Origin of the sequence: Aquibacillus kalidii (assembly GCF_014280935.1) — a bacterium.
Classification (GTDB): domain Bacteria; phylum Bacillota; class Bacilli; order Bacillales; family Amphibacillaceae; genus Aquibacillus_D; species Aquibacillus_D kalidii.
The window spans coordinates 13695-37503 of sequence record NZ_JACLZI010000001.1 but is presented as its reverse complement, the minus strand read 5'-3'; the positions used below and the strand labels follow the sequence as shown (position 1 = coordinate 37503).

The window sequence follows — 23809 nt, the reverse complement described above, 5'->3', positions numbered from 1 at the left end:
GCCGTGCCCACGGAAAGCGGAGTATTCTGCCGAAGCGAGTGATCGCACCCATCAAATAAGTAAATATAAGAAAATTACTTACTGGTGATTCTATACATATTCCGTCTTAAATAATGGATTTTTTATAAAAGGATTGTAAACAAAAAGCTGATGTTTTCCACATCAGCTTTTTTCTACCCTAATATATACTTCTTATGATGAACGTTGCATTTCTTCAGCGCTCTCTGTTAGACAGCAAGTTTATCCTTTTTTAGCTCCCCGACCTCCACGCTTAGACTCTGTATGCTTTCTTAATGAAGCCAAACGATCCTCAGAATCTTTCAGGAAACGGTTCATTTTTGCTTCAAATGACTCCGGTTTATCGCGGTTATTTTTGGGATTGTTATTATTACCTTTGCGTCGACCTGGGTTTGGATTATCCTTAGCCTTCTTAATAGATAATCCAATCTTTCCATCTTTCTCAACATTAATGACCTTAACTGTAATTTCATCACCTACAGATAAATGTTCATTAATGTCTTTGACGTAATTATCGGCAACTTCACTAATATGGACCAAACCAGTCGTTCCACCGGGTAACTCTACAAATGCTCCGAAATTAGTGATACCTGTTACCTTACCCTGCAACTTGCTGCCTACTTCGATTGACATAAAAAAAATGCTCCTCCTTAAAATTTTAAAAAACTACACTATATATTATATAAAACCATTAAAAAGTGTGTCAATAAGATGGGTCTTCTTCAGGAAGCTTAAAAATTATTTCTCCTTCTTCTGTAAAGAAATAATTTGTTTTTGCTATCTGTAAGACATAGTCCTCATCTTTCAGTAGTTCTACCTCTTGCTTTAAACTCTTTTCCTTTTCTTTAAGGGAAGCTAGTTCGGTTTCTAACTGCTGATACTCTTCTTGTTTCTGCGCATATAGTGTTCTCTGCTTTACATGATACATCGTTAAACTACCAAGTGTTATAACTACTATTACAGCAAACAATACCAACCGTCGGTATAATCGTTTTTTCTTCTTACGTTGACGTGCTACATGTGCATCGTATTTCTCCATATAGGTAGAGTTTATTCGTGCGATTTTTCTCTCTTTTCTAGTCACCGACCGGTTACCCCCTTTTACTTAAGATGTATTTCCACCATTTTCTTAATGTATTCTTTATTTTACTATAAAATCCTCCTGTTTGTGTTAAGTATTTTTTCGCATTTTTAGGCAGTAGGCGCCAAATTATTTTAAATATAATGCTAATTGGATACCAAACGACTTTTAACAACAGAAGGACGATCCACAAAATAACTCCCCATGTCCATAGCAAAATAGCAATTATGGTAGAAATCATCCATTTTAAGGGTCGAACAATAACAGCTTGTACTAAACGATAGAAGAAGTGATAAATGGATATAGAAGTCTGAATTATCTTTTCTAATACCCTTTGATACATGTTTTCTAACAATCCTTTAAACATAGCAAACCCACAAACTAAAGCAATTAAAATATAGAAACGAAGCTCTCCTTGATTCACTAAGTATAAAAGGAAAAATAGAATAAGGGTTTGTAATAACCAAAAACAAATCTCAATAAAATAAGAAAAAATGACTCTTTTCTTCCAATAAACCTCAAACCTTCGAAACGTATGAATTCCAGCACCCAAAAAGACACCGCCGGCAATCATCGTTAGAATAGTAAGGAATTGAGTACTTAACGTCATTTGAACAGCTTGCTAAAGAAACCTTTAGCTTTTTCCCCTTGTTGTTCGTCTAAGTAAGAAAGTTCATAGATTTTACCTTTGATAGATACATTTCCTTCTTCTACATCAAGGTTCTTCATTTGTAGGTTTTCGCCCCGGACAATTAAATAACCCATAACTGTTTGTAACAAGAATTCTTCATTGTCAAAACTGTCTACTTCTTTAACCCCACTTATTTCTAAAATTCTTCTATTGTTCATCCTTATATGGTGTTCCGCCTGTGGACCTGTAGCCGGATTTCTTTCATAATAATTCATTTGTACAGCCCTCCCTTTATCGTTACCAATTTATGAGGAAAGGGACATGTTTAGAACTATTATCTACTAAAAAAACATTATTTTAGCAGCTTCTTAACTATTTACTTCTTCCTCTTTTTCAACGGAATAAAGCTCCGTTGCTTCCTCTTTTCGAACAATCTCTTTAAGAGAATTAATTTTAATAGTTAATAATTTCTGTCCAAATTGGATCGTTAGTATATCGTCTACAGCCACATTAGAAGATGCTTTTGCTTGATTGCCATTAATTGTTATTCTACCTTGATCGGCAACTTCCTTTGCTAATGTTCTTCTTTTAATTAACCTCGATATCTTCAGAAATTTATCTAATCTCATGAATGATACACTTCCTTTTCTATTCTTGTTTTTTTGCTAATTCCCAATATGTATCTAATTGCTCTAAAGACATTTTTTCCATAGATAGATTTTGCTCTTTTATCTGTTTCTCCATATATTGAAATCTACTTTTAAATTTGGTATTCGTACTATACAAAGCTAACTCTGGATTTACTTTATAATATCTTGTCAGATTAACTATGGCAAATAGTAAATCCCCAAATTCCTTTTCGATTTCTGGTTGGTCCTTCGACTGTATCGCTTCTTTTACCTCGTTAATTTCTTCGATAACCTTTTCCCACATCGGTTTAGGATTATCCCAATCAAATCCAACTTTTGCTGCTTTCTTCTGTAGCTGTTCAGCTACTAACAAATTTGGTGATTCAGGTGGAATGCCATCCAATAACGATTTCCTTTTTACACCTTTTTCTTCCTTTTTAATTTTATCCCAATTTGTGACAACATCATCAGCATTATTCACATTAACTTCTCCAAATACATGTGGATGCCTACGAATCATTTTATCTGTAATGGATTTTATTACGTCATCAATCGTAAAATACCCTTCATCTTCTCCAATTTGACTATGCAGCATCACTTGAAGTAGAACATCTCCTATTTCCTCAACCATTCCTTGGTCATCCTGTGCATTAACAGCTTCTATAAATTCATACACTTCTTCAAGGAGGTACTTTCGTAATGATTCATGTGTTTGCTTTTTGTCCCAGGGGCACCCATTTGGTCCACGAAGGATAGAGATTATTTCTCTCAACCTAAAAAATTGATGATTTAGATCTTCACCAGTAACTGGTGGAACATACACACTTGTTAAATTGCTAAGTTTTGTAGCATGATCTAATTCAGATAGTGGTACCGTTGTGATAGATTCCTTCTCACTTCCTACTGCTTCTACAATGTTAACAGGATGGTCTGGTGACAAATCATCAAGCAATGTAAGTTTCACTTCCGATGCAACGAAGGCATCATACACTTGGCAAAAAATAAGATGATGACGGTAATTCAACTGACTTCTGCTAAACGCCGTTGCATCCACAAATTGGAATCCTTCAATCGGATCAATCTTTAGCGCCGTAAATAAATCATCTAAGAAGCTTTGCCCTCCAGTAACTTCTACACTTACTTTTTGCTGTTCCAACAAAAGTTGAACTGTCTTTTCTGCTAACATTGGGTGGCCTGGTACTGCATATAGAATCTCTTGTCTATCCTCTGATTCTGAAATAAGTGTTTCGACAATTTGTTCATAAACTTGTTCAAACCGATCATGTTGTTCATAAACACTATCAAAAGCGATAAATGTGCACCCCTCTTTTTGTAAATCAGCCACGACAGGGTGGTCCATTGTTCTAATGAAAATGGGTGATTCACTACTTGTTAATTTCCGATAAATCCCAAGGGGTAACTGATCAATACCACCAGCACCTAATCCAATAACCTCTATTTTACTCATTCCCTATTATTCCTCCTTTTTAAGACCGATTAATAATTCACCAAAGGGAAGTGCTTGTAATTCTGTATTCGTAAACACCCTAAAACGTATTAATGTAAATAAATATAGTACTCCTCCAATAATTGCAACCGCCATTACATATAGAAGAAGTTCAATCCTTGAATCCAATTCGACCCATTTAACAAATATAAAGTTAGAAATGAGTAAGAACATACTCATATAAAGGATAGCTATTCCCAATGAGTTCCAATTAATATTAAATAACCGTTTCATATCTAACACCTTTTTTAATTTATAACCATTTAACAGGAGTACAATTAATACACTGATAACAGTGGAAACTGCACTACCATTAATACTAAAGTGAGGGACAAGCATACTATTTAATAACCACTTAGTGACTAATCCACTTATAATAAATACGGCTGTTATGTAAATATATCCTAGTCCTTGCAGAATAGTTGCGATCGTAATCCCTAAAGATGTAAATACGATTGCAAAGGACAAAATTTGTAGACTCTCAATGCCTAAATTATTTTGGAATAATAACGTATTAACAGATGGAAAAATCAGAAAAAGTCCAACTGTTGCTCCGACAGATAAGTATAGACTAAACTTTAAGGCACTTTGAATATGAGCGTGAAACAATATTGGGTTTTTGTCATATCTTTTCTTGGTAACAGAAGGAATTAAGGCAAGCGCTAATGAAGACCCAAATACCGTACCCAGTTGAATGAGGGGTTGTCCTCTATCGAAAATCCCCTTCCACTGTTTAGCTTCTGTATCCGAATAACCAAATTGCATTAGATTTGGTAATAGGGTAAATGAATCTGAAAACTGTAGAAGCAATAGTAACATATGATTAACCCCGATAAATACACCATAGACAACAATAGACTTGAAATAAACAGTCAAAGGAATAGGGGTTATTGTCAGAAGAGCTTTTGGCCTATATTTAAACCACAACAGAACTAATAACACACAAGCAGCAGATGTAGCTATTATCGATGCTAGAGCAGCACCAACACCTATGGAATAGACATCTTTCCTAAGATGAACAATCAATATTGCAGTAACAATAATACCGCTCACTCTAAACACTTGTTCCGTTACTTGTGATATAGCAGTTGGAGCCATATTTTGTTTACCCTGAAATAAGCCCCTTAGTAAAGAGGTAATAGGGATTAATAAGAAGAGAAACGCCACCATTTTAATGGAAGGAGCTAATTGTTCATCTCCCATCCATAACGCAATGTATTGGCTATTTAACGTCAATCCTATATAAAGTATGGCATTAATACCATATAAACAAACAGTAACCGGCATATAAAACGCTCTAAATGTATAGGGGACCTTTGTTTCTGATACAAATTTAGATATAGCAGCAGGAAAACCATACAATGAAAGCATAAATGCTATTCCAATGATTGGATAAACTTGTTGGTAAATGTAAAACCCAATATCCCCTGTTATATTTTGTAGGGGGATTCTATATCCTGCACTTAGTACTTTGCTAATTATTCCAGCAAACGTTAGGATAATTGCACCCTTAAATAGATGACTCGCATTATGATCCTCTTTCATAGATATCGCCTTTCTGGCTAAAATTTCCTTGCAATTATATCATATACTATACCGTTAACTCATAAATACAAATCGATTTTCATTCTTTCCCTATACAACGCGTTTAAGAAAAAGTATTATAAATCACTAGTTTTACATTAATCAAATTAATTCTTTTTAATAAAATACCCTTCCACTAGTATAAACCAGTGAAAGGGTACTCTAATCTCATTACTTAATTTCAATAATATTCTTTTGGTTTTGGCTTACTTTTCCTTTTGCCTTCACTTCAACCGATTGGCCTTCTTGCAGGTTTGTGAAAATAATCGGCGTTATAGTAGAAGGAGCATTTTTAGAAATATAGTCCAGGTCAATTTCCATAATCACTTGACCTTGTTCTATGATATCACCTTCCGCTACTTTTTCAGTAAAGCCTTCCCCTTTTAACTTAACCGTATCGATACCAATATGAATCAATATTTCCATTCCATTATCTGCTTGGATACCGATAGCGTGCTTTGTTGGGAAAATATTAATAATTTTACCGTTAACAGGTGATGCAATCTTTCCATCAGATGGTTTAACAGCGAAACCGTCTCCCATCATTTTTTGTGAGAATACCTGATCAGGAACTTCTGAAAGTGGAAGAATCTCTCCATTAATAGGACTAGAAACTTCTACATCCCCGTTAAATACAGGAACTTCTCCGTCCTTAGCATTTGTTGCTTTAGACTTATCTTCTCTGCGTGGTGACTTCCCATCTATAATATCCTGTATTTGTCCACGTAATGTATCAGATACAGGACCAAAGATTGCTTGAATGTTATTCCCTACTTCCATAACACCAGAAGCACCAAGTTTTTTCAATTTATTCTTATCAACATTACCTTTGTCAGCAACACTTACACGTAAACGAGTAATACATGCGTCCAAGTTTGTGATATTTTCTTTTCCACCCATAGCACTTAGAATTTCATATGGGCGATCGCCCACTTCTGTTGTATCTTCATCTATATCTTCAGATTCATCCTCACGTCCTGGTGTCGCTAAGTTAAACTTCAAGATAGCCCAACGGAAACCAAAGTAATAAATTACAGCAAAGATTAAACCAATGATGATTACCCACCACCAGTCCGTTCTGTTTGGCATAACACCGAACAGTAAGAAGTCAATAAGACCACCGGAGAAAGTCATACCAATTTTTACATCTAATAAATACATTGTCATAAATGAAAGACCTGCAAATACAGCATGAATCCCAAATAATACTGGTGCAACGAACAAGAATGAGAATTCTAATGGCTCTGTAATACCTGTTAAGAAAGAAGTTAAGGCAGCAGACGCCATAAGTCCGCCAACTATTTTCTTACGTTCAGGACGTGCTGTGTGATAAATAGCTAACGCAGCTGCCGGTAGACCAAACATCATGAATGGGAATTTACCAGTCATAAAGTTACCAGCAGTGAAATCAACACCGTCTTTTAATTGTGCAAAGAAAATTGCTTGGTCGCCACGGACTATTTCTCCCGCAGCATTTGTATATTGTCCAAATTCAAACCAGAATGGAGAATAGAAAATATGGTGTAAACCAAATGGAATTAACGAACGCTCGATAACACCAAATACAAAAGTAGAAAGTGTCCTATTTGTTTCAAGCATAAAGTGTGAAAGTGCATTTAGGCCAGATTGTGCGAATGGCCAAACAAAGAACATAATAATCCCTAGAATCAGAGCAGAAAATGCTGTAATAATTGGAACAAAACGTTTCCCCGCAAAGAATCCTAAGAATTGTGGTAACTCAATATTAAAGTATTTCTTATACATAAACGAGGCGAGAATACCGACTATAATACCACCAAATACACCTGTTTGAAGCGTATTTATTCCAAGTACAGATGCATAGGCAGGTTCATTTGCTGCCATCTCTGCTGTAACATTTCCAAAAACACCCATTGTTACATTCATTATTAAATAACCAATAATAGCCGCAAGACCCGCAACCCCGTCACCGCCTGCTAAACCAATAGCAACACCAACGGCAAATAACAACGGTAGGTTATCAAAAACTACTCCACCGGCTTCTGACATAACCTCTAAGACCTTTAATACTGCTGGATTACCAAACCACGGGAATCTTTCAATCCATGATTCTTGTGCAAAACTCGTACCAAATGCCAGTAAGATACCGGCTGCTGGTAGTAATGCTACTGGTAGCATTAAGGCTTTACCAACTTTTTGTAATGTACCAAATACATTAGACATGAAGTTATCCTCCTTTTTAATTTGTAATGCAGAGTTAGTTTGTGTTACATCTTGAAAAATAAAACATTCTATAAGCGTTTTCATAAATGCAACTAAAAAAGGCATGAGTAGAGTGAATTTACCTGGTATCAAAATGGGTATAGAAATCCCACATAGATAACCAGATTAAATTCTCTTACTCATGCCTGATCGAATCAGTAACACGTAACTAAATTTTATCGGTTAATCGCTGTAAATGAATTGTTAAGTATAGTGCTTCATTCTCATCTACGACGGTATTTAATTGTTTCTGCATTACTTTAATCAACTTCCAAGCAAGATTATAGCATAGAGGATATGTCATTTTCAACATCTCTGCTAAAGTTTTTTGTTCTCCTAATTTTTCACCTTGGTGAACCCTATCTATTGCACGATGTAAATGCTGAATAAGTCGATTATAATTTACATCATTTTTATTTAATTTTATTTCTAATGTATCTTCAATTACTGCTATCATTTTAGAAATTAACTGATGGTGTCGATTAATATCCCTAATTGACTTGTCAGTAACAGCACTATGAATATGAAGTGCTATAAACCCAATTTCCCCTTCAGGAAATTCCACACCTGCTTTTTCATTAACTCTTGCCACAACTTCCTTTGCTACTTGATACTCCTTTGGGTATAGTGATTCAATTTCAAATAAAAAGGGATTGGAAAATTGCACTTGCTTATTTACTCTATTTATTGCGAAAGAGATATGGTCCGTTAATGCAACATGAATATGCTCATTCAACGATTGTTCCATTCTATCTTCAATGAATACAATAATATCATTCAGAAATTCCATTAAATCTTTATCTATGTATGATAGTAAGTTAACGTATTGTTCTTGCTCCTGCTGGTCTTTTAGTAGGAAGGTTTTGTCTGCTTTATCAAAGGATATTTCATCGCCCTTTTTCCGGTTGAAGCCAATGCCCTTTCCAATTAATACAACTTCCTTATATTGTGGATGTTCCGCAATCACAACATTATTGTTTAATGCCTTTTGCACAACAAGTTTTTGCTCCATAGCCGATCGATCCTCCAACCATACTTATTAGGGCATCCCCTATCTACCTATCCATCCTATATGTAAACGCTATTTATTACAAGAATTTTAATATCGAGATCTAAACTGACTTTTAACTATTATTAAAATAACTCTATGTTTCACCCCGTTTTCAATAAATCAAAGAACCCTTCCGTAACCTTCACTACTTAAGACATGATTTGTATAGAAAGCGAAGTAAAGTCCTAAGACCTACATTCATTATATAAGATGAATGCTAAACCAACGCTGCGGAAAAACGCTCGCTTTCCGTGGGGAACGCTTCAGCCTCCTCACTCGCAAAGACCGCTCGCTGTGGGGTCTTCAGACTGTTCCTTTCCCACAGGAGTCTCGCATTTTTCCGCAGCTCAGTGTGGATCAATTATTAAAAAGAGTATAACATCACTTAAAATGCAGAAAGCCTATCATAAGTGTAGGCAGAATACGAAGACTCCTGTGGGAATAGCACGAGGTGAAGATCCCCGGAAGAGCGTTCTTTGCTCTGAGGAAGCTGAGACCGTGCCCACGGAAAGCGGAGTATTCTGCCGGAACGAGTTCAAGCACACATCCAAAGGTTCTTATAAGTTACTGCAGATTTTATCTCTACTGCGGAGTAAAGAGGGGTTATTATGATGAAAAGGATTAAAAAAGACTGACCAACCTGATATTATCTAGGCAGTCAGTCCTTTTCGTACTATTCCATTTGTCTTGCTAAAAAGCTAGCAGCTGTTTCTACAGCTTTTTGTTCCACTGTTCCGATGTTGTTACTTTCCTTTGACATAATCATTACACAACCAATTGGGTCGCCATTTGCAATAATGGGACTTAATACATATGATGCGATTGTTTCTTCATTGTTCTCTGTAATTTCAATTGATGTATTCTCTGTTTCAGAGAGAGCAGAACGGTCTTCCATCGCTTTTTCAATAAGCTTCCCTATATTCTTGCCAAGGTATTCTTTTTTAGATTCGCCGGAAACAGCGATAAATTCATCACGATCACATATTAGGACTGGAGATCCAATTGAATCAAATAATGCATCTGCATATTCCTTCGCGAAGTCACCCAATTCACTAATAGGTGAATATTTCTTTAAGATTACTTCGCCTTCTCGGTCAACAAATATTTCTAATGGATCGCCCTCACGAATACGTAATGTTCTTCTTATTTCCTTTGGTATTACCACTCTACCTAAATCATCAATTCGACGTACTATTCCTGTTGCTTTCATAAACTGTATAGCCTCTCTTTCTTTGATGATCTTGACTCTGGTCTGCTTTAATTAACATGTCTTATGTAAAGCAGAAATAACCAGTTGTGGGTATAGTATGGATACAGAATGTCAGATCTATACATCTAATCATAAAATTTTCCTATATCGTTTATGCAACAGGCTCTCTTTTCATGCTACTAAGCGCTTGAATAAATTGTTCTACTATTTCATATCGGCGTTGATAATTTTTCTTATCCCATTGAAATACAATCTTTAATTTTCGATTCTCTGTACCTAATTGAATCATGCGTCCATATTCATTCGTAAAATCAAATAATTTTGCCCCGTCAATTTGTTGACTTGCTTCGTCTTCCACTAATATCTCCATCTTTTGTTTCTTTTCACTTATGGACTCTACACGTTCTTTCTTTGCATTAACCTTTATGGAGGATACGTGAAAGAGATTGGCTACCTCTTCTGGGTAATCGCCAAATCGATCTATCATTTCTTCGCGTAAATCATGGATTTCTTCCTGAGAAGAAATGGATTGGAATCTTTTATACATATCTATTTTTTGCTTTTCATCATGAATATACGTATCCGGTATATACGCATCAACACTTAAATCTAACTCTACCTGGAAAGGTTTAGTTTCTTCGATGGTCTTTCCAGTTTTTCTTGCTTCAATTGCATCTGTTAACATTTGAGAGTACATATCGAATCCAACTGAATCGATGAACCCATGCTGTTGAGCACCAAGTAAGTTACCTGCACCACGAATCGACAAATCACGCATAGCAATCTTAAATCCTGATCCCAACTCAGTAAATTCCTTAATGGCCTGTAAACGTTTTTCAGCAACTTCAGTAAGCACTTTATCCTTTTGATACGTAAAATAGGCATAAGCAACTCGATTGGATCTACCTACACGCCCTCTTAATTGATAAAGCTGACTCAGACCCATTCGGTCCGCATCATAAACAATTAGTGTATTAACATTAGGAATATCTACACCCGTTTCAATTATTGTTGTACTTACTAATACATCAAACTCACCTTCTAAGAAGGAGAACATAACATTTTCTAATTCCGACTCATTCATTTGTCCATGGGCAAATGCCACTCTAGCATCGTCTACTAGTGCAGATATTTCTTGAGCCATTCGCTCAATATTATTCACTCGGTTATAAAGGAAAAATACTTGGCCACCTCGCGCCATTTCACGCTCAATTGCTTCTCGTAGGAAGACAGGATTATATTCCAATACATACGTCTGAATTGGAAATCTATTTTCAGGTGGGGTTTCAATTACTGATAGGTCCCTTACCCCAAGCATAGACATATGAAGTGTTCTAGGTATTGGTGTTGCAGTTAAAGTAAGTACATCGACATTCGTTTTTAACTGCTTAATTTTTTCTTTGTGTTTGACGCCAAATCTTTGTTCTTCATCGACTATCAACAAGCCTATGCTTTTATATTTTACATCCTTCGACAGGATACGGTGTGTTCCAATCACTACATCTACTAAACCATTCTCAAGCCCTTTAAGTGTCTCATTTTGTTGCTTTCTAGTTCTAAAACGGCTTAATAAGCCTATATTAATAGGATAGTCTTGGAATCTTTCCATCATCGTTTCATAGTGTTGCTGGGCAAGAATTGTTGTAGGTACTAGGATTGCTACCTGTTTGCCATCAGCAATAGCTTTAAATGCTGCTCGGATTGCTACTTCTGTTTTACCATACCCAACATCACCACAAAGTAAGCGATCCATAGGTCGCTGGCGTTCCATATCCTGTTTTATTTCTTCAATACACCTAATTTGATCTTCTGTCTCTTGATATGGGAAGGCATCTTCAAACTCTCGTTGCATGACTGTATCTTCAGAGAATGCATACCCTTTGGTTGCTTCCCTTTCTGCATAGAGCTTAATAAGATCATCTGCTATATCTTCGACAGTTGATTGAACCTTACTTTTAACCTTTTTCCACTCTGATCCACCAAGTTTATATAGCTTCGGTTCTTTACCTTCTGACCCAACGTATTTTTGAACTAAATCTATCTGGTCTATTGGTACAAAAAGCTTGTCGTCGCCTGAATATTTTAAAAGCATAAAATCCTTGTGTAGCCCATTAACTTCAAGCGTTTCTATCCCTAAATACCTTCCAATACCGTGATTAGCATGGACAACATAATCGCCAACTTTTAATTCCTGATAATTTTTTATTCTTTCTGCATTCGATATCTTTTGTCTACGTTTTGGTCGAGCTGTTTTTTTCTTAAACAATTCTTTTTCTGTAATAATTGCTAGTTTGTGCATTGGTAATTCGAATCCACCGCTGATATTTCCAATTACGATCGTTGGTTTAGAAACAGGCAATTGGGCGCCAGAAAGAGAGAGAGAGGCGTCCATATCATAATCTTCTAAAACAGATTGTATTTTATCTGCACGTTTCTCATTTGGTGCAAAAATAATGACAGAGTAGTCTCCCTTGACCCATCTAGTCAATTCATTTTGTAATAAATTCATTTGCCCATGAAACTGCTGCATCGTTCTACAAGACATATTTACAATATTTTGTGGGTTTGTATTAGGAATGTGACGTAAAAATACTGATAAATAAAGTTTTGGCTGTTTCATTTTTTGAAGAACATCATGCCAGTCATAGGATATGGAAACATCCCTAACCATTTGATTGGATTGAAGTACACTGCTATACCAATCCGCTTCTTCTTCATCCAATCGAATTGCTGTCTCTTGAATTCTGCTCATTTCATCTAGAATGATTAATCCATCTTCTGGAAGATAATCTAGTAAACTTGCAGGTTGATCATAGAAATAGAATCCATATTTATACATCTCCTGAAAACGTTCTTGCTGATGAAGCCTTTCTACATCATGACTAATACTTTCAGAAAGAGTCTGTTTATCCTCTTGTTTTTTTATTTTCTTAAGAGATATTGCGAGTTCTTCCTCTAACCTTTGTGCTCCTCTTAACATATCCTCTTCATTAAGAAGTAATTCCGTTGCTGGTGCAACAGTCACCTGAGTTACTTTCTCCAATGACCTCTGTGATTCGGAGTCATAATATCTAATAGAGTCAACTTCATCATCAAAAAGCTCTATACGGATAGGGTTTTCTTCGGTAATTGGATAGATATCCATAATCCCACCCCGAACACTAAATTCACCTGGCGTTGATGCCATATCAACCCGCTCATACCCCATATCGATCAAGAAGGATAAATAAGCTTCAATACTTATCGATTCACCAACTTTAAAACTAAGAAAATACTTATCCCAATACTGTTGAGGAGGTAATATCCTTTTTAAAGCAGCAATTGGTGCTACTAAAATACCTTGATCTGTTTTCAGCCATTTTGTTAATGCATCAATCCGTTGACTTTTTAACTCAGGGCTAGATATTGCTATTTCTGATGCTACTAGTTCATTTACAGGATATAGATATGTATCATTATCTGAAATTTCAGTCAAATCTTCATATATTTGTTGTGCTTGCATCAATTGGTGGGTTACTAACAAAATTCGCTTATTAGCCGACTCTTTAATTATGGACGCAAGCATACTTCTCGCAGAACCTGATAGCCCCGCTACTAGCTGTTCATTAAGATTTGATTTAATACCACTGATGACTGAATATATATCATCTTGGGACTTTATATAGTCTTTTATTCCTTGCATATTGCCTCCCCCTAAAGATAAAACAAACTATTTATGAATATTGTGCTTTTAAAGTACAAAAATGCTTTGGCTTAACGACCAAAGCTTTTCGCACGTATTATTGAATGAAATAATCTAACTCATGATAATGTGGGTTATTTTCTAATGTTTCTTGACAGTCTTCACAGATTGCCTTAATGTGGATATCACCATTATTCTGATATTGAATCATTTCTTTCCGTTCATCAGAGGATAGTTCCTTCCAACCTAAAGACTGTGTATCTATTACTTTTTGCTCTAATTGACCAATCTGGTTTCCACAATGATTACATGAATATACTATAGCCATATAGTACCTCCTAGACATACTTTTCTAATTCTAGTTTGTCCGAGAGGATTTCCTTTTATACTTTAATCTATCATATGTTCCTTAATTAAATTCATTCATCACTTCTTGAAAGGGTTTTCGAAACCATGCTTCACATGCCTTAACAGCTTTATCAATACCTTCATTGACCTGCTCTTGTTCTAATTTTTCAAACCTACCAAGTACAAAGTCAGGAACAGGAATAGGTGTAGTTGGGCGTCCAATTCCCATTCTAATTCGGTTAAATTCCTTTGTCCCTAGCTGATCAATAATGGACCTTATACCATTGTGTCCACCGTGCCCACCTTTTTGACGTAATCTAATTTTTCCAGGTGGAAGATCCAAATCATCATAGATCACGACTACATCCTCAGCAGAAATATCATAGAATTCCATTAATGGCCTTACGGATTCACCGGATAGGTTCATATATGTCTGTGGTTCTAATAGGATTACCTTTTCATCGCCAATTTTCTCTACACAATAAATACCATTGAATTTCTTCTTATTCAATGACCAATTGTTCACTCTAGCAAGTTCATCAATAATCATAAATCCAATATTATGCCTTGTTAATTCATACTTTTTCCCTGGATTACCTAATCCCACAATACATTTCATATTTCTGACTTCCTTTGCATTATTAATTGCCCATTAGGGATAGTTTAACACGAATGAAAATCACAATCACATATAAACCGTTTTATTCACCCAATTTTTCCTTATAAAAATTAAATAGGCCTGGAAAATGCTAAAGACGCAACTATGGATAAGTCGCGCCTTGTTTATCTTATTCTTTAGATTCCTCTTGATCACCATTTGCTTCTTCAGCGTTTTCAGCAGCTGCACCTTCTGCTTCTTCATCACTCTCTTCACTTTCAGACGGACCAGCATCTGCAGTAAGGATGGATACTATTGTTGTATTTTCTTCTTCTAGAATCTCATATGAGCTGCCAGCTTTTAAATCAGCTACTGTAATTGTTTCACCAACTCCGAGATTGCTTACATCAACCTTTATTTCCTCTGGTATATTACCAGGTTTAGCTCGTACAGCTAAATCATGTAATGGTTGTTGCAAGACACCTCCGTCTTTTACGCCTTGTGCTTCCCCTTCTAAATGGATTGGTACTTGAACATCCATTTCCTGGGACATATTGACAACATAAAAATCTGCATGAACTAATTCATCTTTTAGTGGTTCTATTTGATATTCGTGTAGCATAACATCAACAGAATCCCCACCAACTTTTAATGAAATAATTGCATTTTTACCTTCGTCACGAACCGTTTTAAGCAGTTCTAGGCTATTGATAGCTATTGTTCTTGGTTCCGTATTATTTCCATATACTATAGCTGGTACATTTCCTGCTTGTCTAATCTTCTTCGTATTCGACCTACGTAAGTCCTGTCTTGGATCAGCTTTTAAAATTGCAGCCAAGTTAATCACCCTCCATAGAAAAATATATAACTTACTTCTTATATTCCCCTAATAATGGTAATTTTAAACCTTAGTCAAACAATATACTTACTGATTGTAACTCATGAACACGAATGATAGCTTCACTTATTAAAGGAGCAACTGACAGTGGTGTGATTTTATCGATCTGCTTCTCATCCTTAAGTGGGATTGTGTTGGTAACAACTAGTTCCTTTATTTTGGAAGAATTGATACGATCAATTGCTGGTCCAGATAAAACAGGGTGCGTACAACATGCATACACCTCTTTTGCACCATTTTCTATTAATGCATTTGCACCTAAAGTTATTGTACCCGCAGTGTCTATAATATCATCAATTAAGATGGCAGTTTTCCCTTCAATATTACCTACAATATTCATTACTTCAGCAACATTAGGACGTGGACGTCGTTTATCAATTATGGCAATCGGAGCTTTTAATCGGTCTGCCAAGTGGCGAGCTCTTGTTACACCACCATGATCAGGTGATACAACTACAATATCATCTAAACCTTTGCCTCTCCAGTAATCAGATAAAATCGGGACCCCTACTAATTGGTCAACCGGGATATCAAAGAACCCTTGAATTTGTGGCGCATGTAAATCTAAAGTAATAACGCGAGAGGCACCAGCTGTTTGTAGTAAGTCCGCAACCAACTTAGCTGTGATCGGTTCACGCGCTCTGGCTTTACGATCTTGTCTTGCATAACCGTAATATGGCATTACAATATTGATTGTTTTTGCCGATGCACGCTTTAATGCATCTATCATAATTAATAATTCCATTAAATGTTGATTAACAGGCTCACTAGTTGACTGAACAACGTACACATCACAACCTCTGATACTTTCTTCAATGTTAATTTGAATTTCTCCGTCACTAAAAGCAGTAACAGAACTTTTTCCTAATTCAACACCGATATGAGCTGCTATTTCTTCTGCAAGACTTGGATTAGAATTTAGTGTGAAAACTTTCAAGGATGAATCCTTATAACCTGCCATTTGGCGTACCCTCCATTATTGATCTTTATTAGTATGATTTATTTTTTTTACATAATCTTCTTTATTTGTTTGTCTAGCTCTAGCAATGGAAAGGGCATCGTTAGGTACATCTTTATTGATGGTAGAACCTGCTGCAACATAGGCACCTTTTCCTACTGTCACTGGAGCAATTAAATTAGAATTACACCCGATAAATGCATCGTCTTCAATTCTAGTTAAATGCTTGTTAGTTCCATCATAATTTACTGTTATCGTCCCACAACCAATATTCACACCAGTTCCAACCTCTGCATCACCAATGTAACTTAGGTGTGAAACTTTACTATTTTGGTCAATTTTAGCCTTCTTAATCTCAACGAAGTTACCAATTTTCACATCATCCCCGATACTTGCTAGTGGGCGTATATGTGCAAACGGACCAATTTGAACTCGATCTCCTATATAACTGTCATTTGCTACACTTTGTTTCACAACTGTTTCAGAGCCTATTTCACAATTATTTATTTCAGTATTCGGACCAATCACTGTATCTGAGCCAATCTTTGTAGCACCATTGATGATACTTCCAGGATGAATTACAGCATCTGGCTTTATTTTTACATCTGGACCAATATATGTATGGTCTGGGTCAATGATTGTAACACCGTTTTTCATATGATTCTCATTAATTCTCTTTTTCATTATTTTTTCTGCTTGCGATAAAGCTATACGGTCGTTTACACCAATTGTTTCTTCAAAATTGGGCGACTGATATGCACTAACCTTCTCGTTTGCTTGCTTTAGGATCTCTATAACGTCAGGCAGATAATATTCACCTTGTGAGTTATTATTTGACACCTTTTTCAGTGTTTCAAATAATAACTTATTATCAAAGCAATAAGTACCTGAATTGATTTCATCCACTTCTAGTTCACTTTGGTTAGCATCTTTGTGTTCTACAATTTTTTCAACATCACCTTTAGTATTTCGAATGACACGACCATAACCTGTTGGATCCGGCGCTTTTACTGTAAGGATTGTTGCTTTAGCCTCTTCCATTTCATGATGATTTAGCATAGCCTCTATTGTTTCATGGGTAAGTAATGGCGTATCACCACACACCACAATAGTTGTACCCGTTTTATTAAGTAGGAACTCCTCTGCCTGCATAACTGCATGACCTGTACCCAATTGATTTTCTTGTACAACAAACTTCGAGTCACTTCCTAATTGATCTTGAACCATTTCAGCCCCGAAACCAACTACAGTTGTAATATTTTCTAATTGTAACTTTTTTAACTGATCTACAACGTGTTGAACCATAGGGCGGCCCATCACCGGATGTAGAACTTTATACAGTTTAGATTTCATTCGTGTGCCTTTACCGGCAGCAAGCACAACCGCATATCTATTGGTCATGAAGTAGCCTCCATTCAATGTTTATGTAAATCTCAAATTCCGATCATTCTATATAAATTCTCCATTAACGAATATATCTTAAAAAAGGGCGCATTTCAACAATGAACCTTCTTGTGTTATAAAAAAAAGCAACTGTTAAGTTGCTCATGGCTCATGGTTTCCTAAAGATAGTTTTTCGTTAATGTAAAGTTCTATACTTAATGTCTGTGGACAAAAAAGAAGTCTAATCAGAGAAAGATTAGACCATAGCTGTTATTATTAACTTTAGGAAGCGCCAGCTTCTTCGTATTCTACTTCCATTTCTCCTGCACGGTGATACTCTTCTAATACAGCATCTTGTATCTTTGCTCTTGTATTAGAGTTAATTGGGTGTGCAATGTCACGGAATTCCCCATCAGGGGTTCTTTTTGAAGGCATTGCGACAAACAAACCATTATTGCCGTCGATAACACGAATATCGTGAACGACAAACTCCTGATCCAACGTAATAGAAGCAATTGCTCGCATTCTTCCTTCGGTATTAACGCGGCGTAATCTCACGTCTGTTACTTCCATTATGTCTCACCACCTTTTCCCATATAAGAACTTATTACTAAATTCAACAAAATAATGAGAATTCCTTCTTAATTTTAAAAAAAAATTTGAAAAAATGAGTAAATTAGTTGAAAAATAAGAAAAGGTGATAAATTAGTCGTTATAAGGATTGAAAGCGCTAGACTAGCCTAATAAAAAATTACCTTTAACTACCTCAATCTGTTTTGTTTTCATGTCGACGTTTTTTATCTGGACCAGGGAAGTGTAATCGTTAACTACACGTTCCTCTTCCTCATCTTCAGCTTCTGCTAATACGCCAATAGCAGCAACATGAGCATTAAATTCTTTTAATAAGTTCGTAATCCCATTAATTGTTCCGCCAGCCTTCATGAAGTCATCTATAATACAGACTTTGGCACCCTCCTGCAAACTTCTTTTAGATAGCACCATTGTTTGAATTTTTCTAGATGATCCCGATACATAATTAATGCTAACAGTTGAACCTTCAGTAACTTTGGGGTCCCTTCTAACAATAACAACAGGAACGTGTAAGAAAGAAGCTACTGCATAAGCTAATGGGATTCCTTTAGTAGCGACAGTAACAACAACATCAATATCAAGATCTGAGAATTCTGTTGCAAATAATCTTCCAATATTCCTAACTGTATTAGGTTCTCCTAATAAATCACTCATAAATAAATAACCACCAGGAAGAATTCTTTCGGGATCCTCTAGCTGCTTACATAATTGTTCAACGAATTCCTCACTACGCTTTTTGGAATGCTTCGGGATGTATTTCACACCACCTGAAGCTCCAGAAAATGATTCTAGAAACCCAATGCCCTCGCTTTGGAACATCTTGTTTATTATTGCCAAATCTTCACTTATAGACGATTTAGCAGCATCATAAGTAGAAGAAAAAAACGGCAGAGAAACTAACTCCATAGGATGTTCTATTAAATAGTTTGTCATCGCTACTAACCGATCACTTCTTTTCATTTCTACACCTCAAAAACCGAATAATTTTGGTTAAATATATCACTTTATACGTGTTCAATCAAGTGATTGATGGTATCCAAGGGTTCTGACAACATAAACTTCATTACAAAATCCTCTTAAGCTGTTATAGATTCGGTATGCTCTGCTTTCTTGTTTTACTAATGAGAATACCGTTGGGCCGCTGCCACTCATTAAAACTGCATCTGCACCTGAACTCTCCATTTGGTCCTTTATTTGTTGAACTTGCGGATGCATAGACAATGTGACAGATTCCAAAGCATTCCCTAAATAATCACACATCTTTTCATAATTAGCAGTTTTTAAGGCATTAATCATACCTTTAGTATCAGGATGATTAACCCTATCTATATTTAGGTTTTCATATACAGTTTGTGTTGATACACCCATAATTGGTTTAGCCAATACAACCCAACAAGCAGGTGGGGCAGGTAATTCCGTAATAATCTCCCCTTTACCTTGGGCTAATGCTGTAGAATTGTACACACAAAAAGAAACATCCGATCCAATTTGCGCTCCTAAATTAGCTAGTTCATTTACTTTTAATCCAAGAGACCACAGGCGGTTTAGCCCTCTTAAAGTTGCAGCTGCATCACTACTACCGCCCGCTAAGCCTGCTGCAACGGGAATATGCTTCTCTATTTTTATTTTAACCCCTTGTTTAATTGAAAATGTTTCTTTTAACAATTTTGCTGCTCCATACGCCAAGTTTCGTTCATCATTGGGCACAAAGCGATTTTCTGATTCTATTACAATCCTATTTTCAAATAGAGGTGTTATCTCGATCCTGTCTGCTAGGTCAATGGTTGTCATTACCATTTCTATTTCATGGTAGCGGTCAGGCCGTTTATATAATACATCTAATGATAGATTAATCTTTGCTGGCGCCTTTTCAAGTACGTACATTTCGTTCACCTACTCCAATAAAATACCTTTAAATGTTACCATATCATAAAAAAATAATTCCGCAAGACTCTCCAATAAATGCAAAACATTAACTATAATAAAAAAAGGACAAACCCTTATTAGGATTTGCCCTTTTTTAACTCTTGTTCAGCAATTTCTATTGCACGCTTAACCATATTACCGGCATCACGTGCTCGTATTCCGCCCCAGCCTTCCTGTTTGACGGTGTCGTAAAAACCTAACTCCTTAGCTAGTTCTTCTTTCATTTGGTGTGACATTATACCTCTTTGTCTTCCCATGAAAGATCAGCTCCTTTAAATTTTGACGACAATGTTAGTTTGGCTATTTTATTGATATTTATTCATTTTCAGTGCAGATACTCAAAAATGAAAATGCTATCTGCTATGATGAAATACAATATGCCTAATTTTGTTATTCACAATAATGTAGATGACTCCATTATATAAGACACTTTCAAGAAAAAATCGCAAATAAAAAAAGCAGCAAACAAAGTTTACTGCTCCCCAAGAACTACCGCATTCATATCTTCGACGAAGTTTAACTCAACGGTCTCAGTCAAAATATCCGCATAGCTATAAGAAACGCGTTCAAATGCATTTTCTTGTTGATCAAGTTCAACAATAAAGACAGATGGATAAGTTTCTGCTAATGTTCCGTATCGTTCAACAGTCTTCCTTCTTCCACCATTCGCTTTCAGTTTCAAGCGCTTGCCAATCTGACCATCAAGACCTTGTTTGATTTCAACCAATGTTTTAGCCAATACACTCCACCTCACTATATTCACTATACCATAAGCTTGTTTTATAGTCAAATAAAATATTATATTATAACAGTATAGTAAATTTAATGTCAATATAAAAATATTTATTTAACTAATACCTATCATGTCACAGTTTTGTTAAATTATGTGTGGGTTTTGAATTTAAATAGTAAAAAATCGTACAATTAATCGAATTGTACGATTTTTTGACGATTTTTCTTTTGGATGTCGAAACTTTATTGTAAAGATTAGTCTTCAATATATGGCATTCCCGTTCTTAACAATCCTCTCGTTTCGACACCACCAAGTCCTTTTTCCCCTGTTAACGTATTTCTCAATGCATCATATACACCCACTTTTTCCATAAAAGGTGTGTAGGCAATCTTAGCTGCTATATACACAGGGTCTAATGCGTGGATATTAATTCTTGATGGGGAGCTAGCATAATTAGCACCTGCTCGGATCAGTGACTCAAAATGAGATTGACATGCGCCTGCAAATATAACTAACTGGTCCAGACTTGGTACTACCTTTCGTGCTTCGCGTACTGTTTCTGCAAAAAATTTGGAGTGACGGTATGAACGAATATCCTTTTTTTCACCTTTCCCTCTTGAAAAGGCATCGTGTCCAGTTATGACAATAATATCTGGTTGAATCTTCTCCACTAGGCGGCCAATCTCCGTAGGCATTTCTTTTTCGTCCAAATGAACACCGTGGACCTGTAATCCCATTCGTTGATAAAGGTCAATACACTTTTTAAGATATAATCTATCTCCATCTAAATGAAGTACTCTCGCTGGTATTTGAAAATAGTTTGCTGTATTTTGATAGCCTGCAGTATTATCGTATTCACGTTTCTCTCTCATTAGTTGATAATCTTGACGAAATAACCTAAATGAGTAATCCTCTTTCTCTTTGCTTTTTGCTCGAATTGTTTCCAATTCTCTTTCCTCTACAACTTCTATATCTTCTACCGGTGCATCCGCTTCTAAACGAACATCTTCCCCATGTAACAATACTAGATCATTATCCAAATTAATAACTCTAAATAAGATGTCATTACCATGTGATTTACGCGTAACTAAATCACCAATCGTAAGTTTCATTTTTCCACCTCTCAACTTAGACCGATACTTCACAATGAATACTTTTATAAAATAGCCTATGTTGAGAAGCAAAACATGTTCCTTGAAATTAATTGTTATTTCTTTTTGTGTGTGGGAAAAACTGATTAGCTAAGCTGGCAAATTCCTCTATTGTTAGAGATTCCCCTCTGCGAGTACCATCTATATTAATGTCTTGCATTAGTTGTTCCATTTTTTCTTTTTCAATATCATCTGCAAAAAAGCGTACCAGATTATTTCGTAGTGTCTTCCTCCGTTGTGCAAAACTTGCTTGCACTAATTCAAAAAAGAAAGCTTCATCATCAATAATTACTGGTGGCTTTTCCCTTAACTCTAAATGAAGTACAGAAGAGTCAACATTAGGTTGAGGCATAAATACGGTTTTAGGGACAGTCATTACAACACGTGCCTCTGTATAATACTGTACAGCAATGGATAAGGAACCATAACTTTTTGTATTTGGTACTGCTGCCATTCGCTCTGCAACTTCTTTTTGAATCATAACTGTAATACTTGATACAGGTAATTTGTCCATTAAAAGCTTCATAAGGATTGGAGTTGTAATATAGTAAGGTAAGTTAGCAACTATTTTCACATCCTGACCCGGACTGAAATGATCCTTCATCACTTGCATAATATCTGCTTCTAGAATATCCTGGTTTACGATGTCAACGTTCTGATATGCCCCAAGTGTTTCTTTTAGAATAGGCACTAATCTTTGATCAATTTCAAATGCAACAACCTTATTAGAGTGAATAGCTAATTGTTCGGTTAATGCCCCCATCCCAGGCCCAATTTCAATTGCACCAGTCTTCTCATCTATCCCGGCATGGTGAATAATATTTTTTAATGTATTCACATCTATTAAAAAGTTCTGTCCTAAGCTTTTTTTGAAGGAGAAGCCATACTTTTTCAATATCTCTTTTGTTTTATTTGGTGTAGCTATTGCTTTCGTTTCACTCATTATTTTCCTCCTGTATAATTTGTTCTATGGATTGTATAAATAACTGTTTTGATATTTGGAACATTGTTAGCCGCTTTAGTAATTGTTTTCCATTTGTATAACCAATATTTAACCTCAACCCTAATCTTTTCCTTCTGTCCTTAGCTCCTTCTCCACCTAATAAGCCATAATCCAGTAAGTCTTCCCGGGTGATCTCATTATCAAATTCCTCTGCAACTTCATATACATTTTCTAATGCCTTTTTAATAGATATGACTGATGCGTGCTCTATCCCTATTCCTTTGTCATGTTTCGCCTTAGCCTCGGCCTTAGGTAGAAATGCATGCTTACAGCCAGGGACTTCATTAGAAATAATATGTCTAATACGTTGACCCGGATAATCTGGGTCAGTAAATATAATAATACCTCTCTTTTCTTTAGCATGCTTGATTTGATTAATAATATAAGAATTTACAGCAGAGCCGTTTGTCTCTATTGTATCTGCATCGACGGCTTGCTTGATCCTAGCAGTATCATCTTTACCTTCTACAACAATAACTTCTTTTATCTTCACTTTCTTCCTCCATCTATGTACATTCTATATCTTATAATATGTAGTCTTATTATAGAGAACTCTAACCTATTTTAAAATAGCACACCTTTTCTT

24 protein-coding genes are annotated in these 23809 nt (G+C 35.9%); all 24 read right to left on the bottom strand.

The window, feature by feature from the left end:
• Positions 1–240: 240 nt before the first annotated feature.
• Positions 241–651 carry a S1 domain-containing RNA-binding protein gene (locus tag H7K77_RS00195; RefSeq protein ID WP_186575721.1) on the bottom strand — a complete coding sequence of 137 codons (411 nt, stop codon included), beginning with the start codon at positions 649–651 and terminating at the stop codon, positions 241–243.
• A 70-nt stretch (positions 652–721) separates the two neighbouring features.
• Positions 722–1102, bottom strand: a complete 381-nt coding sequence (locus H7K77_RS00190; RefSeq protein ID WP_186575720.1) for an FtsB family cell division protein — start codon at positions 1100–1102, stop codon at positions 722–724.
• A gap of 7 nt (positions 1103–1109) precedes the next feature.
• Entirely contained in the window at positions 1110–1709 is a 600-nt protein-coding gene (gene yabQ / locus H7K77_RS00185) for a spore cortex biosynthesis protein YabQ (RefSeq protein WP_186575719.1), read from the bottom strand.
• Positions 1706–2005, bottom strand: coding sequence for a sporulation protein YabP (gene yabP, locus H7K77_RS00180; RefSeq protein WP_186575718.1), 300 nt, complete (start codon positions 2003–2005; stop codon positions 1706–1708). Before yabP ends, yabQ begins: the two co-directional genes overlap by 4 nt.
• 93 nt (positions 2006–2098) lie before the next feature.
• Positions 2099–2359 carry an RNA-binding S4 domain-containing protein gene (locus H7K77_RS00175; protein ID WP_186575717.1) on the bottom strand — a complete coding sequence of 87 codons (261 nt, stop codon included), beginning with the start codon at positions 2357–2359 and terminating at the stop codon, positions 2099–2101.
• Between the two features lie 19 nt (positions 2360–2378).
• Positions 2379–3827 carry a bifunctional methyltransferase/pyrophosphohydrolase YabN gene (yabN, locus tag H7K77_RS00170; protein ID WP_186575716.1) on the bottom strand — a complete coding sequence of 483 codons (1449 nt, stop codon included), beginning with the start codon at positions 3825–3827 and terminating at the stop codon, positions 2379–2381.
• A 6-nt stretch (positions 3828–3833) separates the two neighbouring features.
• Positions 3834–5411 (bottom strand): putative polysaccharide biosynthesis protein, encoded by a 1578-nt coding sequence (locus H7K77_RS00165; protein WP_186575715.1) that lies wholly within the window; start codon positions 5409–5411, stop codon positions 3834–3836.
• A gap of 210 nt (positions 5412–5621) precedes the next feature.
• Complete coding sequence (ptsG, locus tag H7K77_RS00160) at positions 5622–7652, bottom strand: glucose-specific PTS transporter subunit IIBC (protein ID WP_186575714.1); 2031 nt, start codon at positions 7650–7652, stop codon at positions 5622–5624.
• A gap of 208 nt (positions 7653–7860) precedes the next feature.
• Positions 7861–8703 carry a glucose PTS transporter transcription antiterminator GlcT gene (glcT, locus tag H7K77_RS00155; protein ID WP_186575713.1) on the bottom strand — a complete coding sequence of 281 codons (843 nt, stop codon included), beginning with the start codon at positions 8701–8703 and terminating at the stop codon, positions 7861–7863.
• A 712-nt stretch (positions 8704–9415) separates the two neighbouring features.
• Positions 9416–9952 (bottom strand): stage V sporulation protein T, encoded by a 537-nt coding sequence (spoVT, locus tag H7K77_RS00150; protein ID WP_186575712.1) that lies wholly within the window; start codon positions 9950–9952, stop codon positions 9416–9418.
• 151 nt (positions 9953–10103) lie between these two features.
• Positions 10104–13634 (bottom strand): transcription-repair coupling factor, encoded by a 3531-nt coding sequence (gene mfd, locus H7K77_RS00145; RefSeq protein ID WP_186575711.1) that lies wholly within the window; start codon positions 13632–13634, stop codon positions 10104–10106.
• A gap of 97 nt (positions 13635–13731) precedes the next feature.
• The gene (locus tag H7K77_RS00140) at positions 13732–13962 is read right to left on the bottom strand and encodes an anti-sigma-F factor Fin family protein (RefSeq protein WP_186575710.1); all 231 of its coding nucleotides are present in this window, start codon (positions 13960–13962) and stop codon (positions 13732–13734) included.
• 81 nt (positions 13963–14043) lie between these two features.
• Positions 14044–14601 (bottom strand): aminoacyl-tRNA hydrolase, encoded by a 558-nt coding sequence (gene pth / locus H7K77_RS00135; protein ID WP_186575709.1) that lies wholly within the window; start codon positions 14599–14601, stop codon positions 14044–14046.
• Positions 14602–14770: 169 nt separating this feature from the next.
• The gene (locus H7K77_RS00130; RefSeq protein WP_186575708.1) at positions 14771–15418 is read right to left on the bottom strand and encodes a 50S ribosomal protein L25/general stress protein Ctc; all 648 of its coding nucleotides are present in this window, start codon (positions 15416–15418) and stop codon (positions 14771–14773) included.
• 70 nt (positions 15419–15488) lie between these two features.
• Complete coding sequence (locus H7K77_RS00125; protein WP_186575707.1) at positions 15489–16439, bottom strand: ribose-phosphate diphosphokinase; 951 nt, start codon at positions 16437–16439, stop codon at positions 15489–15491.
• 15 nt (positions 16440–16454) lie between these two features.
• Complete coding sequence (gene glmU, locus H7K77_RS00120; protein WP_186575706.1) at positions 16455–17837, bottom strand: bifunctional UDP-N-acetylglucosamine diphosphorylase/glucosamine-1-phosphate N-acetyltransferase GlmU; 1383 nt, start codon at positions 17835–17837, stop codon at positions 16455–16457.
• Positions 17838–18101: 264 nt separating this feature from the next.
• Positions 18102–18392: a septation regulator SpoVG gene (gene spoVG, locus H7K77_RS00115; protein WP_186575705.1), complete on the bottom strand. Its 291-nt coding sequence runs from the start codon at positions 18390–18392 to the stop codon at positions 18102–18104.
• A 162-nt stretch (positions 18393–18554) separates the two neighbouring features.
• On the bottom strand, positions 18555–19370 hold the full coding sequence (purR, locus tag H7K77_RS00110) for a pur operon repressor (RefSeq protein ID WP_186575704.1): 816 nt from the start codon (positions 19368–19370) through the stop codon (positions 18555–18557).
• Between the two features lie 54 nt (positions 19371–19424).
• Positions 19425–20294, bottom strand: a complete 870-nt coding sequence (gene ispE, locus H7K77_RS00105; RefSeq protein WP_186575703.1) for a 4-(cytidine 5'-diphospho)-2-C-methyl-D-erythritol kinase — start codon at positions 20292–20294, stop codon at positions 19425–19427.
• Positions 20295–20413: 119 nt separating this feature from the next.
• Positions 20414–20593, bottom strand: coding sequence for a small, acid-soluble spore protein, alpha/beta type (locus tag H7K77_RS00100; protein WP_186575702.1), 180 nt, complete (start codon positions 20591–20593; stop codon positions 20414–20416).
• Positions 20594–20808: 215 nt separating this feature from the next.
• Positions 20809–21075, bottom strand: coding sequence for a biofilm formation stimulator Veg (gene veg, locus H7K77_RS00095; RefSeq protein ID WP_186575701.1), 267 nt, complete (start codon positions 21073–21075; stop codon positions 20809–20811).
• Between the two features lie 248 nt (positions 21076–21323).
• The gene (yabG, locus tag H7K77_RS00090) at positions 21324–22181 is read right to left on the bottom strand and encodes a sporulation peptidase YabG (protein ID WP_186575700.1); all 858 of its coding nucleotides are present in this window, start codon (positions 22179–22181) and stop codon (positions 21324–21326) included.
• A gap of 88 nt (positions 22182–22269) precedes the next feature.
• Entirely contained in the window at positions 22270–23163 is an 894-nt protein-coding gene (gene rsmA, locus H7K77_RS00085; RefSeq protein ID WP_186575699.1) for a 16S rRNA (adenine(1518)-N(6)/adenine(1519)-N(6))-dimethyltransferase RsmA, read from the bottom strand.
• The gene (gene rnmV / locus H7K77_RS00080) at positions 23156–23716 is read right to left on the bottom strand and encodes a ribonuclease M5 (RefSeq protein WP_186575698.1); all 561 of its coding nucleotides are present in this window, start codon (positions 23714–23716) and stop codon (positions 23156–23158) included. Before rnmV ends, rsmA begins: the two co-directional genes overlap by 8 nt.
• Between the last annotated feature and the right edge of the window lie 93 nt (positions 23717–23809).

Coding starts and splice junctions, on each gene's coding strand:
- purR (WP_186575704.1), bottom strand. CDS start 19,370: ATGAAAAGAAGTGATCGGTTAGTAGCGATGACAAACTATTTAATAGAA.
- glcT (WP_186575713.1), bottom strand. CDS start 8,703: ATGGAGCAAAAACTTGTTGTGCAAAAGGCATTAAACAATAATGTTGTG.
- spoVG (WP_186575705.1), bottom strand. CDS start 18,392: ATGGAAGTAACAGACGTGAGATTACGCCGCGTTAATACCGAAGGAAGA.
- yabP (WP_186575718.1), bottom strand. CDS start 2,005: ATGAATTATTATGAAAGAAATCCGGCTACAGGTCCACAGGCGGAACAC.
- mfd (WP_186575711.1), bottom strand. CDS start 13,634: ATGCAAGGAATAAAAGACTATATAAAGTCCCAAGATGATATATATTCA.
- H7K77_RS00100 (WP_186575702.1), bottom strand. CDS start 20,593: ATGGGAAGACAAAGAGGTATAATGTCACACCAAATGAAAGAAGAACTA.
- yabN (WP_186575716.1), bottom strand. CDS start 3,827: ATGAGTAAAATAGAGGTTATTGGATTAGGTGCTGGTGGTATTGATCAG.
- yabQ (WP_186575719.1), bottom strand. CDS start 1,709: ATGACGTTAAGTACTCAATTCCTTACTATTCTAACGATGATTGCCGGC.
- pth (WP_186575709.1), bottom strand. CDS start 14,601: ATGAAATGTATTGTGGGATTAGGTAATCCAGGGAAAAAGTATGAATTA.
- H7K77_RS00125 (WP_186575707.1), bottom strand. CDS start 16,439: ATGGCAGGTTATAAGGATTCATCCTTGAAAGTTTTCACACTAAATTCT.
- H7K77_RS00140 (WP_186575710.1), bottom strand. CDS start 13,962: ATGGCTATAGTATATTCATGTAATCATTGTGGAAACCAGATTGGTCAA.
- rsmA (WP_186575699.1), bottom strand. CDS start 23,163: ATGAGTGAAACGAAAGCAATAGCTACACCAAATAAAACAAAAGAGATA.
- H7K77_RS00195 (WP_186575721.1), bottom strand. CDS start 651: ATGTCAATCGAAGTAGGCAGCAAGTTGCAGGGTAAGGTAACAGGTATC.
- ptsG (WP_186575714.1), bottom strand. CDS start 7,652: ATGTCTAATGTATTTGGTACATTACAAAAAGTTGGTAAAGCCTTAATG.
- spoVT (WP_186575712.1), bottom strand. CDS start 9,952: ATGAAAGCAACAGGAATAGTACGTCGAATTGATGATTTAGGTAGAGTG.
- ispE (WP_186575703.1), bottom strand. CDS start 20,294: ATGTACGTACTTGAAAAGGCGCCAGCAAAGATTAATCTATCATTAGAT.
- H7K77_RS00165 (WP_186575715.1), bottom strand. CDS start 5,411: ATGAAAGAGGATCATAATGCGAGTCATCTATTTAAGGGTGCAATTATC.
- glmU (WP_186575706.1), bottom strand. CDS start 17,837: ATGACCAATAGATATGCGGTTGTGCTTGCTGCCGGTAAAGGCACACGA.
- H7K77_RS00175 (WP_186575717.1), bottom strand. CDS start 2,359: ATGAGATTAGATAAATTTCTGAAGATATCGAGGTTAATTAAAAGAAGA.
- yabG (WP_186575700.1), bottom strand. CDS start 22,181: ATGAAACTTACGATTGGTGATTTAGTTACGCGTAAATCACATGGTAAT.